This is a genomic window from Pedobacter sp. R20-19, from assembly GCF_000708265.2.
GTDB lineage: Bacteria > Bacteroidota > Bacteroidia > Sphingobacteriales > Sphingobacteriaceae > Pedobacter.
Genome location: NZ_JCKI01000008.1, coordinates 340,710 through 354,349, shown reverse-complemented (window position 1 = coordinate 354,349; position 13,640 = coordinate 340,710). Strand labels below are relative to the sequence as shown.

11 protein-coding genes are annotated in these 13,640 nt (G+C 35.2%); 10 read left to right on the top strand and 1 reads right to left on the bottom strand.

All coding sequences use genetic code 11. From position 1 onward, the window contains the following. Positions 1-55 precede the first annotated feature (55 nt). Positions 56-2,302, bottom strand: coding sequence for a sodium-translocating pyrophosphatase (locus AN34_RS18440; protein WP_029287902.1), 2,247 nt, complete (start codon positions 2,300-2,302; stop codon positions 56-58). Between the two features lie 243 nt (positions 2,303-2,545). Here AN34_RS18440 and AN34_RS18435 point away from each other — a divergent pair, with 243 nt between their 5' ends. The 10 genes from AN34_RS18435 to AN34_RS18380 all read left to right on the top strand — a co-directional run bounded on the left by AN34_RS18435 (position 2,546) and on the right by AN34_RS18380 (position 13,461). Then, on the top strand, positions 2,546-3,988 hold the full coding sequence (locus AN34_RS18435; protein ID WP_029287900.1) for an APC family permease: 1,443 nt from the start codon (positions 2,546-2,548) through the stop codon (positions 3,986-3,988). Positions 3,989-4,722: 734 nt separating this feature from the next. Next, entirely contained in the window at positions 4,723-5,304 is a 582-nt protein-coding gene (locus tag AN34_RS18430; RefSeq protein WP_029287898.1) for a hypothetical protein, read from the top strand. A 6-nt stretch (positions 5,305-5,310) separates the two neighbouring features. Then, a complete protein-coding gene (locus tag AN34_RS18425) occupies positions 5,311-6,027 on the top strand; it encodes a L,D-transpeptidase (RefSeq protein ID WP_029287896.1) in 717 nt (238 codons plus the stop codon). Positions 6,028-6,059: 32 nt separating this feature from the next. Beyond that, positions 6,060-7,865: a type VI secretion system Vgr family protein gene (locus AN34_RS18420; RefSeq protein WP_029287894.1), complete on the top strand. Its 1,806-nt coding sequence runs from the start codon at positions 6,060-6,062 to the stop codon at positions 7,863-7,865. 2 nt (positions 7,866-7,867) lie between these two features. Continuing rightward, positions 7,868-8,755 (top strand): hypothetical protein, encoded by an 888-nt coding sequence (locus tag AN34_RS18415; protein ID WP_029287892.1) that lies wholly within the window; start codon positions 7,868-7,870, stop codon positions 8,753-8,755. A gap of 7 nt (positions 8,756-8,762) precedes the next feature. Beyond that, positions 8,763-10,103, top strand: a complete 1,341-nt coding sequence (locus tag AN34_RS18410; protein WP_036677508.1) for a PAAR-like protein — start codon at positions 8,763-8,765, stop codon at positions 10,101-10,103. Positions 10,104-10,641: 538 nt separating this feature from the next. Further along, positions 10,642-11,088, top strand: a complete 447-nt coding sequence (locus AN34_RS18400) for a M48 family metallopeptidase (RefSeq protein ID WP_157263356.1) — start codon at positions 10,642-10,644, stop codon at positions 11,086-11,088. 105 nt (positions 11,089-11,193) lie between these two features. Further along, complete coding sequence (locus AN34_RS18395; protein ID WP_051666715.1) at positions 11,194-11,772, top strand: hypothetical protein; 579 nt, start codon at positions 11,194-11,196, stop codon at positions 11,770-11,772. 577 nt (positions 11,773-12,349) lie between these two features. Further along, positions 12,350-12,898 carry a hypothetical protein gene (locus tag AN34_RS18385; protein ID WP_029287880.1) on the top strand — a complete coding sequence of 183 codons (549 nt, stop codon included), beginning with the start codon at positions 12,350-12,352 and terminating at the stop codon, positions 12,896-12,898. A gap of 14 nt (positions 12,899-12,912) precedes the next feature. After that, positions 12,913-13,461: a hypothetical protein gene (locus AN34_RS18380; protein ID WP_029287878.1), complete on the top strand. Its 549-nt coding sequence runs from the start codon at positions 12,913-12,915 to the stop codon at positions 13,459-13,461. The last annotated feature ends 179 nt before the right edge of the window (positions 13,462-13,640 follow it).

The following is a 13,640-nucleotide window of genomic DNA, read 5'->3' as shown; positions in this document are numbered from 1 at the left end:
AAAGGGATTGTGTTAAAATCCCCTTCCTTGCTATTTTATATCTATGTTTTTACAACTACCGACTTAAAGTGTCGGTAACATTTGTTAAAGTATCTGTAATTGTGTTGCCGTTGCGATCTGTTTTTTGCTGAATCTTAATTTCTTTGCGAACTTCTAGCTGATGTTCTGTATTAATGGCCTTAACTGCGATATATGGTGCAATAACAAGGGATACAATAGACATTAATTTGATTAAAATATTCATTGAAGGTCCTGAAGTGTCTTTAAAAGGATCGCCGACAGTATCACCAGTTACAGAAGCTTTATGTGGCTCTGATTTTTTATAGAACATTTCTCCATTAATCATTACACCTTGTTCGAAAGATTTTTTAGCATTATCCCAGGCACCGCCAGCATTGCTTTGGAAAATACCCATTAAAACACCTGTTACAGTAACTCCGGCTAATAATCCTCCTAAAACTTCAGGACCAAAAGTAAAACCGACAATAATAGGTGTAATAAGCGCAATTGCACCCGGCATCATCATTTCACGAATGGAAGCTTTGGTAGATATGGCAACGCATTTATCGTATTCTGGTTTGGCTTTATATTCCATAATTCCAGGAATCTCGCGAAACTGACGACGCACTTCCTGCACCATATCCATCGCTGCCTTACCCACCGCCTGAATACAAAGTGCCGAAAAAATAAATGGAATCATTCCGCCAACAAATAATCCAGCCAGTACTGGGGCTTTATAAATATCAATCGCTGTAATTCCGGCAATGCCAACAAAGGCGGCAAATAAAGCTAATGATGTTAATGCTGCAGATGCAATGGCAAAGCCCTTACCTGTTGCAGCCGTGGTATTACCTACCGCATCAAGATTATCAGTACGTTCTCTCACCTCTGGCGGAAGTTGACTCATCTCTGCTATTCCGCCGGCATTATCCGCAATCGGTCCAAATGCATCGATTGCCAGTTGCATCGCTGTGGTGGCCATCATACCTGCAGCCGCAATAGCAACGCCATATAATCCGGCAAAATGATAGGATGCCATAATTCCACCTGCCAAAACCAAAATCGGAATAACAGTTGATTTCATTCCTACAGATAAACCTGCAATAATATTAGTGGCATGGCCGGTAGAGGATTGTTGGATAATTGAATTTACAGGACCTTTTCCCATCGCGGTAAAATATTCAGTTACTATGCTCATAATGGTGCCTACTACTAAACCAACAATAATGGCATAGAAAACATTAATGCTGGTAAATGAATATCCGCGAAGGCTTAACGTTTCTGGTAGCATCCATTTCACAATAAAGAAAGATGCTACGGCTGTAATGATAATGGATGACCAGTTACCGAGGTTCAGTGCGGTTTGTACATTAGATTTTTCATCTTTAATGGTCACAAACCAGGTGCCTATAATGGAAAATATAATACCTAATCCACAAATCACCATGGGAAGCAGAATGGGAGACATGCCACCAAATTGATCTATAACCGTGATTTCCTGACCTAAAACCATTGTTGCCAGAATGGTAGCCACATATGATCCGAATAAATCGGCACCCATGCCCGCCACGTCTCCTACATTATCACCCACATTATCGGCAATGGTAGCCGGGTTGCGAACATCATCTTCGGGTATTCCAGCTTCAACCTTTCCAACCAGATCTGCGCCAACATCTGCGGCTTTGGTATAAATCCCCCCACCTACACGTGCGAATAAAGCGATGGATTCTGCACCTAACGAAAAACCGGTTAAAACTTCAATGGCTGTTCTCATCTCCACACTATTGGCACTGGTTACATGGAACAATTGAAGAAATACAATAAATAAGCCACCCAGGCCTAACACGGCTAATCCGGCAACGCCCAAGCCCATTACCGTTCCGCCCGTAAACGAAACCTTAAGTGCCTGCTTTAAACTGGTTCTTGCCGCTTGAGTTGTTCTTACATTGGCCTTAGTTGCCGATTTCATTCCGATATAGCCTGCAGTTGCCGAAAATACAGCACCAATAATAAAAGAGATGGAGATGATCCAGCTGGAATGCATTGGAACACCATTAATCTCAGTTATGGTTCCTGAATATGCCAGCAGTGCTGCTGTAAAAACAGCGAAGATGCTTAACACCCGCCATTCTGCTTTAAGAAAAGCCATTGCACCATCGGCAATGTAGCCGGCAAGTTCCTGCATGTTTTTATCACCTGCATCCTGTTTATTTACCCAGGCACTTTTAATCATCATCACAATTATTCCAACAAGGCCCAATGCCGGAATGCAGTAGATTAAATTTTCTTGAAAAAAAATCATAATTAATATTTGGTTAGTGGTTTACAGCAATCAGTTTTCTAACGTTACGCTCATCCGTAACAAACACTGATCTTAGATTTGGTTATTAATTAGCAATATAATAATTTATTTTAGGGATTAACTATTAAATAAAGCCAGCAACATATTTTATAATGCGATTAAAATGATACATGTGAACAAGTTAGTTTTTCTTTTTTTTAAATAATTTAGCCACAAACTAAAGCTAAACACCAAACAACTAAAATGGAAAAACTACATGAAGCAAAGGCTTCTAAAAGAAAACTAGGTCTTTTTGATGCGGCTATGCTGGTAATGGGTTCAATGATCGGTAGTGGTATTTTTATTGTGAGTGCCGATATTATGAGAAATTTAGGCTCAGGTTACTGGTTAGTTGTAGTGTGGGTAATCACTGCTGTAATGACAATAGCGGCTGCTATTTCTTATGGTGAACTTTCTGCTATGTTTCCAAAGGCAGGTGGGCAATACACCTATCTAAAAGAGATTTTTGGTAAAATGATGGGATTTCTTTATGGTTGGGGGCTTTTTACAGTCATTCAAACTGGTACGATCGCAGCTGTTGCAGTGGCTTTTGGTAAGTTTACTGCCTATTTAATACCAGCTTTAAATGATGCAGCACCGATTTTTCAAAGTGGGGGTTATAAAATAACCTGGATACAAATTTTGGCTATTGCAGTTATTCTTCTGCTCACTTATATTAACACAAAAGGTGTTGAGAGTGGTAAAGTGTTACAGAATATTTTTACGGGATCTAAAATTGTCGCTTTAATTGGTTTAATCATATTAGGGTTTTTCTTAGTGAAAAATAGTTTTTGGGCTGATAATATGAAATTTGGCTGGGATGCTTTCAATAATCTCAAGACTGATTCAAGTGGAAATTTCATGAAAACCGGTTGGGAATCTATTTCCGGAATGACCATCATGGGTGGAATTGCTGCTGCAATGGTTGGTTCGGTATTTTCTAGTGTAGCCTGGGAAAATGTAACTTTTGTTTCGGGAGAGATTGAAAACCCTAAAAAAAATGTGGTTCGATCGATGGTTTTAGGCACTTCAGCAGTGATGATATTGTATTTATTGGTCAATTTTGTTTACCTCAACACTTTAGGTAGAGATAGCATTGCTTTTGCACCGAACGATAGAGTTGCTGTAGTGGCTTCTGCGCAAATATTTGGCAACGGAGCAGGTACCATAATAATGGCTGTTTTGGTGATGATTTCTACTTTTGGCTGCGTAAACGGACTCGTAATGGCGGGTGCAAGGGTTTTTCAAACCATGGCACAGGATGGGATGTTCTTTAAAGCGGCTATTAAAAATAATAAAAATGGTGTTCCTGAAAGATCACTTTGGATGCAGGGAATTTGGGCATCTTTATTATGTTTAAGTGGTCAGTATGGCAATCTTTTAGATATGATTTCTTTTGTAATTGTATTATTTTATATGATTACGGTATTTGGTGTGATTTATTTAAGGTTTAAAAAGCCTGATTTGAAAAGGCCTTACAAAACCTGGCTTTATCCGGTTACGCCAATCATTTACCTGTTGATCGGTGCAGCATTTTGCATCTTGCTTCTTATTTATAAACAGCAATACACCTGGCCTGGTCTCATCATTGTTTTACTGGGCGTTCCTGTTTACTTTTTAATCAACCGAAAGGATGCGAAGCTTTAACTGCGAAAATTTAGAAAAGTATTTTAGATGATATGATCATCTGTGAATTAATTCGGAAATTTATATCACTTTTATAATAGGTAGCATAAGCAAATGCTATCCATTCTTTTTAAATTCATGTTGATGACGTTCCTCCATTCAGATTTTCTTCAGCCCGATCATGCAAATTTGTATGCCATTTAAGGTATATACATGCCGTGTTGGTGTCTGTTTTTTGAACATTTTCTCTACAATATTGTAAGTGTTTAAATTCAAATGGCATAATTTTTAAACATATTATTGCCGCTGATAATTCATTTTTAATAGTTGCAAAGGCCTTTTTTACTCCTTTTTAGTGTTTTTGTATCGCTATGTTACTTATTAACAACTGATCAAGTATTAAGTTGGCCTGATATTTGGATTTACGTCGAACTTAGTAGTTCTCGGCTGCTTTAACCAAATTTATAAACGCTAAATCCAAATGATATGGCTTTCAAAGCTAAATTGAATTTCTCTGACCAATTGTATACCATACAATTTCGTACTCATACATTTACTTTAAATCTTCCTTTACAGGCTAAGAAGAAGTCTCTTCCAGCGATTAGGTATTTATAAATTTTGCAGTATAGATTTAAGGATTAAGTTTTTTAAATCAACTGTACCATTTAAAAGATTATGGTTTCAATATCTTATTAACCATGATTTTCTAATTAATCGGCCAGCCGTATAATTCATCTAACCATAACCAACCTTAAATGAAAATCTTATCTTTTAGTTCTAAAATAGGGTATGCCGTTATTTTCACCTTTCTCATCAATTGTTTTTTGGGCTGTAGTGGAAATCAAGCTCAAGATCAAAAAAAAGGGGGTAGACTTCAGCCTGTAAATGATCATAAAGTCAGCACTACACATTTATTTCTCACTTACATTGATTCGCTGGCAAAACTTCCATTAGCTCAGTTTAATGAAGCGCATATTCAATCATTAAATAAAACATTCTCTTCGAAGCTTATGGTTGAAATTTATAATGATGAAAAAAATGATGCGGAAAAAAGCATTGTGGTACAATACTACAAGAATGAAGAGAAAGTGAGTATGGTAAAGGCAGGTGTGATATGCCTTATACCTGAGTCGATCTCAGATTCTTTACCCGTTGCTGATTTTGCAAGCTATTTTGGAAGTATTAAAGAAGAAAAGCCCTTGATTGGTATAACGGCGCAACCCCTCCCCGTAAAGATTAAAGTCTCGGAAAGTACAACCATTAAACTGACTTTTAATAGCCATGAGAAATTAGACCAGGCTCATGTGATTATGGTGGAGGTTTTAAAATATAACTAGCTATAGATGAATACGCTTTTAAAGATAAAGGAATTTGATGCACATGGTGGCCCTGTAAACGTAAAGATGGGTGGCGATGGACATTCACAAACATCTACAACTGTTGGTAGGTTTGTGATTAAAAGTATCGAGAAACATGTTAGCTATGGTAAATATGCTGCATGGTCTGGTATAGCCTGGGGAACTGAAGTTAAAATTACTGGAGATATTGTAATGGTTAAGTACAATGGAGTCTGGAAAAAATTAACAGATGTGAACGCACAATGGGGGCAATATAAAAATGACCAGAAAGGCGTTACCAATGCAGTACTTAAATATCAACGTGAGCTCTACCCAAATTCTCCCATCCCTACGAAATGGCTGTTTAATGATTTTGGTCATGTATCTGTTAAATATTTCAAGGACGTTAACCTTGATCGTAAAATGAATGGTAAGGAATATGTAATGGGCGATTTCATTCATACAACACCTACAGATGAAGCTGCAACAGCAAGGAGAAAAATATTTCAGTTGGGAGAATCACATGGCTGTATTCATGTTAAACCGAATGATATAGATACCATGATCGGCAATGGTTATTTAAAGAAAGGGAATACCGTAGAGGTTCATCCGTATACAAAGAAAGCGATAGATTCTTCGCTCAAGCGAAATGCGGCAGGCTTACCCTTTGAAGTACATTTTTATCCTGGCCTGTATAAAATTGCCATCTATAAATCAATATAAATTAATCTGCTTACCCACAATAAATCAATATTATGGAAAACAAACTTATAGTAGAAATCAACATAGAAGATACACCAATAGCCCATTTTTCATCATTTAATCTGACACAGGCCTTTAATCAGCACCATTACTTTGAGCTGCACTTTAACCACGACCAATTAGGAACTCCGGGCTTAATCAATTTAGATGACAGCCGGGATTTTGTTGGAAAAACCTTAACTGCATCTTTTGGCCATTCGCCAGAACAAATGCAACATTTTTCTGGTCTGGTTACCAAGGTAGAACTTTCGCAAAGCCATGGTTACCATGGGGTGTTGATTGTAAGTGGTTACAGCCCGACTATTTTAATAGATCGTGGTCAGGATTTAGGATCTTACCTGGATAAAGATTTAGACGATATTGTAAAACTGGCCACAAAAGATACACCGGTAAATGATTTAAAAATTGTTGCCAATGCCAGCCGCCAGTCAAGTATAGATTACCTGATTCAATATAAAGAAAGCGACTGGGAATTTATGAACCGCTTATCAGGAGAGTACCATGAATGGTTGTATTATGATGGCTTGCAGCTGAATTTCGGAAAGCCGGATGAGCAAAAAGATGTATCCTTATTTTACGGACGCGATGTACATAACCTGCAATATGCTATGGAGGTGGCTCCTATTAAAAACAAGCGTTTTGCCTATAATCCTAAACAGGATGAAATGTTGCACAGCGAAAGTAGTGGCAAGGCCGATGGCCATCCAGATCTGGCTCACGCGATCAAAGCTTCGAACAACATGTTCAGCAAAACCTTTAATCAACCCTCGCTGATCAGGGTAGATAATGGTAGCGACATTAAGAGTCATGTAGAAAATGAGGAAAAGGCACACATCAGTGAACTGTTAAAAGTAAATGGCAGTGGCGATAATACGCAACTGGGTATTGGTACTATTGCAGAAATTACGATGAGCATCAGGCAGGAAATTACTTTTGCAACGGAAAGCCTGGGTAAGTTTTTAATCACGAGTATTAACCATACGCTTGACGGGACCGGAAAATACAGCAATACTTTTGAAGGTTTGGTTTCTACCACAGAGCGTTTACTGGTTAAGAATTATGATAAACCAAGTCCGGATATGCAACTGGCAGATGTACTGGATAATGATGATCCGCAAGGGCAGGGCCGGATTAAGGTGCGGTTTAAGTGGGAATGCCAAACTAATGATCCTACAGAATGGTTAAGGGTAGTGAGCCCGAATGCGGGTAGTGGGGATACCGGTAAAAACCGTGGTTTTCATGTGATTCCGGAAAAAGGTGATCAGGTGGTGATTGCTTTCGAAGAAGGTAACGTTGCCCGGCCAGTGGTGATTGGTAGTGTGTACCATGGGAAGAGTGGCGATAGCAAGGGATTTAAAAATAGTAACACTAAAGGGTTAACCTCCAGAAAGGGAAGTGCGTTAACTTTTGATGATTTAAACCATGCACTGAACCTGGGTACAAACGGTGCTAATTTTGTTAAGGTTGAAAACGGTCCGGGACAAATTACGGCAGAATCTGCTGAAACAATTGTAATCCGGACGGGGGATAGCAGCATCACCTTAAAAAAAGACGGAACAATTGATATTGTCGGAAAAATTATTAATATTCAGGGTACGGATGCGATTAATGCTAATGCAGGTAAAATGCCAGGCACAGCGGTAAATATTGGTACAGTTGGGACAACTGCGGTAAACGTTGGTAGTAAAACTTATAATTTGGAATCGCAGGGAACTATTGTCGTTTGCTCGGATGCCACTATTTCACAAACTTCAGGAGGTGTACAAACAATAACAGGTAGTCAAGTAGATATAAATTAATTATGAGTAGTAGATTTAAATTTTTTGATGAAGAAAATACTAAGGACAGTGTTCAAAGTTCTAAATTTATTTTGACATATCCACTAGGTAAATTACGTTATAACATTCTTGTATCTCAGAATCTTAATGTCAATGGCAGAAATTTTGTGAATAGTAGAACTCATATCATATGGTCTTTGATAGTCGAAGATGTAACTTCTGAGAATATAATCGTAGCTATAAAAACAGAGCAAAATAAAGTTTTGAACACAACTCCCGATAGTACCGATCTTTTAAATTTCAGTTTGATTTTCAATATTCCTTTAGAGTATATACGTCTCAAATTGAATAAATATGGTGGTATAGAGGATATTATGAACCAAAATGAAATATTCGATAAATGGAGACAGTTAAAAAAGAATGAGCTATTAAAATATCGCGATGATATGAGTATGAAAGGGATATTTACAGCAGGAGATTTAGAATTTTCCTCCTCATTAAAAGTATTACAGCAAAATATTCTTTATACACTCTTCTTTAATGATGTTTATAACAAAGAAATAGAAAATAATATTTCCAATAAACATACATTTAAAACTAACTCAAAACTTTTTCAAGGTAATTTTATAGATTTTAATCATTCTCAATCAATAAATAAGAATGATGATAAAATAAATGTAAATGATAGTTTTCTGCAAAAAATGACTGACTTTTCAAATCTTAAAAAACTATATGAAAAAGACTATAAGGTAATTACTGGCGACAATTTTTCTTATAGTTATGGTTGTAATGCAACATCTATTTATGAAGCTAAAGAGGGATATTTAGAAAAGACTACCGCAAGAATGGAGGAAAAAGCTAATAATGCTTTGTTTCATATTTTACAATATCAAATTGAATTAATTAAATAGGATTATTATGGCTCAAAGATATGTTCCAAATGAAGTTTTTTTAGTATGTACGGATGGGATGAAAAAATCTCAGATGCTCGTAAAAAGTCAGAGTACGATAAAAATAGCCAATGGGAAACTTGCAGCGACAATTAATGATCGTTTTAGCGGTAATTTCTTTTGTGCTAAAATGGTTATTGCTGGTGCAATTATTGGAGCAATAATAGCAGCAGTTGTTATTGCTGCTACAATTTTAAGTGGTGGGGCAGTTGGAGTCGGATTAGCCATGGCTATTGGTGCTGGTGCTGCTGCTGGCGGAGCTGTTGCAGGTGCCGGAGCAGCGTTGACACCTAGTATTTGTTCCTTGTTAACTAGTGGAAGTGATTGGATGCCGGTTCATCCGAAAGTTAAATTAGAAAATCAAAAGGCTTTAATTGAGCAATCGAAAATCACGTGTTTATTAGGCGGTAATGTTATGATTTTTTATTCCGAAGCAGCAGCTGATGAATTTACGGACTTAAAGGTAGCTTCAACTTTAACCCATGTTGGTGGCATAATACTTGGCTCAGCATTATTAAGTGCAGGTGTAGCAACAGTATTTACCGCCGGTTCGTCGTTCTTTGCTAATATAAAAATGATAAATGGAACATTCGGTACGAAGGGAGCATTTATCTATGCTGGCGAGGGCGCAGCTTGGCTATTGTCAGGCTATGGAGCCAGTCAGGGATTTGATTGGGTAAAAGGGGAAGTTTATCAAGGCGTACAGGATAATAGTTCATATCCTATGGCAGATTATGCCGATGGTAAGACGTTAGAAAATGCCGATAAGCTTACTCAATCTGACGAGCCTTTTTTTGATGTTCCGAATGCAGCAGGAGAGACGGACTACGTTGCAGATGCTTCGGATATTCTCATAAAAGATCATGATCCAAATATTTCAAATTATTATGATTTGGAATATGAAAGAAGAACTGGAATACATACAAACCCAGATGGTAGTGTTATAGAAGAAACAGAATTGGATAGATCAACAAATCGTAATCCTAATTCAATACAAGAAAGAAATCCAGCTCGCACTTCAACTTCCAATGTACAGCATCAAGGTGATGCTTCGGGTAGTTACTATAACACAGAAAGATATGATTTAGAAGAAGGTAGCCAGTTGGATAGAACCAATTTATCTCAAGCCAGAAGTAAAGGATTAACATCATTGAAAAACGCCTTACCGTCACCTTTAGAACTTGGTATAGAAGCATACAATATATTAACTAATATGTTACTTACAATACCTATTAAGGATTTTGAAGCTTCTTTAGAAGGTGAGGCAGCTGCAAGAAATTCAATAAACGTTATTGAAACTGATATTTGATTATGATAAAGATACTTATTATATTGATAATTTTGCTTTGGGTATTAATAGATTTGTTCTCACTTTTTACAGTAACCAAAAGTTTAAAAACTCAATTATTATTTGGTAGAATAATATGTATAAAAAAAAATACTGGATATCATAAATCCACACTTCATTTAAAGGTTCAATGTTCAGAAAATAAAGTTATTGAAACAACTTCTTCCTTTAAGCCAAATCTGCGATGGTGGATGCAAAACATACCTAAACCAGGAGATATTATTTACTTCCACATAATGGAAAAGCCTTACACAAAGGATAATGACGACAAGAATATTGTGGCATTTAACGTAACAAATCATAAACCAAATGTAGGAAAACTACGCTGGGATTTATTTGCATATCATACCTCAACAAGAACGATCATATTTTTTACAATACTATTTTTATGTTTATTTATCGTTTTAAAATTTACCCCTTATGCGATTTATCTCCCTAAAGAGTTTTATTTTTTCCTAATCCTCAGACTAACAATTGAAGTTCTAATCATATGACATCTATGAAAATCAAAGTAATTATTGGCTCTTTATGTATTGTTTTAGCAGTATTTATCATAATGGTTATATCCAGAAAAAGCCTTAGTACAAATATGGAAGAATATCAAATTGTAAATGGGAAGATACAATATGATAGAGGTATTAAGTTACTTGACTCTGACTTAGAAAGCGCTAAAAGAGAATTAGAAACTTCTTATGGTTTAGGTTTTTACAAGGCGGTGGCACCACTTGGTAGTTATTATCTAAAGAAAGGAGAGCTAAACAACGCAGAGAAATACCTACAAAAGGCAGTAGATTCAATTCATTTATATAATCAAAAAAATCAAAGGATAATTTATAATGAACTTGGTATTGTTCTGGCAAAACGAAATAATATAAATGGTGCTAAAATATTCTGGCAAAAAGCAGCCATATTGGGAAGTAAGGATGCAAAAGCTAATCTTAAGTAAATGTTAAACTCTGGGGTGTAAAACAAATGGTATTTTATTTACATTATGTCAAAAGACGAGTTTAATGAGAGGTTTGAAAAGAAATAATAGTTTCTCAGTCTGTAGATGAATAAGCAAATCTCACAAGCCCTTAGCTGGGCAGTAGGTGTATTAATTATATTCCCTTTAATAATTTATGGGATTAACTATCTTTTCAAAAAAAAAGATAATAATTCAAAAAGTGCGATTCCTATATATATTGATAATTGTGTAGAACTAAGTATTTTATTTCCTAATCAGCTTGATTTTAGAGATACTCAATATAAAACATCTTTATTATCTCCAGAAGAAAGTATTTACAAAATTTTTTTCAGGGAAAAATCGATAAACAAGTATCTAGAGATTACTTTTTTTAATTACCCAGATGATAAAGGACTTGCTTTTCCAACTTCTTTACGGGGCAAGAAAATAATAATAACAGTCAATAAAGATGAACTAAATAGTAATAATTATGGTTCCCCCAAAAATCCAATACCTATTTTTAAAGTAAGAGAAGACCTTCCTGATTCAATCAGTAAAACAAGGGATCCAGAGGACGGATGGAATGTTGATGTTACTGAAAATCAATTTAAATATAATGTTGAACAGTACTTAACCTACATTATGCCGAAAGAAGAGTTTAAAAAGCGGTTTGAGCAAAAGTAGAGTAGATGGAGCTTACATTCTACAAATAACCCATTCTAAATAGTTTGTAGAAATAATATAAATGAAAAATATTTTAAAGTATGTTGCAATAGGCGCATTGGGTATAGGTTTATTTTTCGATAAATATTTGGGAAGATGGATTGTAAACATGATAGACAATCCTGATACTCGGATAAACAATGGAAAGCCCTACATACAAACGTATTCAAAAAATTGTGATACCATACGTCTGAGTTAAAATTCAATTCTCAGATATTTGTCGATGTTCCAATTGAAATTGAATTGACACATGGAATCATCGACGATAATGGTGAAACAGTGGAGATAATGACTGTTGGTAAACTTTTAAAGGATAGATTAAATAATCAGATTTTAGAAGAACAATATAATAAATTCTATAAACCAATGATAGAGTATGACTTTACTGAATATAATTATGAATATATTGTAAGGAGAGTAATCGAAAAAAAAAGGCCTTAATCCTAAGTGCAAAAGCGAATTTAAAGGAAGAAGTTAAATATAACTATCAATTCATAACCCAATTTGATTTGAAAAAAATAGATTAAAAGAATTGATTATGAAAAGCAAAATTAATTTAAAGAATGTTATTACTCATAAACCATATTTTTCCTATTTTTTTATTTTAATCCTGGCTGCATCTATATTCTTTTTCTATAGTGAGTTCTTTTATGTTAAACCTTCAGGGCTTATGATCTGCTTAGCTATTGTTCTCTTAGTTTATATTTGGGGAAGTTTTTTAATTAGCAAGAATCTAGAATTAAATATTGTAGGTGATAATTTAATTATCAGCGATAGAAAAAAAACAACTTTGATTAAACTAAATGAAATTAATGGATTTTACTTTCATGATGAGGCAGCTATTAACCATTCAGATTTAACTAAAAAAGGCCTCGCTTCGTCTATAACAATATACTATAGAAATGGAAAGGTATTCGAGGCAAGTGAGTATTCAGCGCTTTTTATGGCGGAAAAGTATGATAAGGAAAAAAATGTGATGTTCAGGGCTTTTCTTAAAGCCTTATTAACCAAATTAAATTTTAAGCTAATGAGAAAGAGTAAATTTCGTGCCTTCAGTAATGCCCCTTCAAGTTGGTATGCAAATTAAAATAGCTGGAAAGTATGCAAAATCATAAATATGAAAAATTTATTTTAAGGCCAGTGACCACGCTTCCACATTATGTAAATTATATCTTAGGGTTTGTAGTTGGGGTACCCTTGTTTGTTATATATGGAGAAACAGGTTTCCGTTATTTCGGGACGTATGGGTTAATTTTTACGTTCTTTGTTTTTGGTATAATCATGCTTTTACTTATAAATTTTTTTATGACAAAAACTATAATAGTTTATTTTGATCAAGTTTTTTTATATATAGAAGAAAAGAAAAAAGAACTGAAAAAGTATAAGAAAACGGATATTTCAGGCTTTTACAGTTACGATTATGAACGGGTAGAAAAGTCGTTTATCTCTATCCAAATCAATTTAAGTAATGGGAAAAATATCAATTTAACAGATACGAGTACATCGCAAACTATAGATAAAGAAAAAGCAGAGCTCTTAAGAAGATTTTTAATTACGGCAAAAAAGGAGTTAAACTTTTCTTTAGTAACTAAAAATAGTCTGAGGTCAATTCAAAAACTGGGAGCATGCTGGTATTCCAAGTTAGAATGATTTTTTTATTAATATAGCTAAGATCGATCATCTATACTATGAAACAGGAAAACAATAAAGACTTTGAATTTAAAGAACTTATTACATTAAAGCCATTAGCCATAAATACAGTCGTATTATCGGTTGTAGCTGTTTCCTTTTGGTTATATTATTTTTTGATGGGAATAAACTTTAAGCTG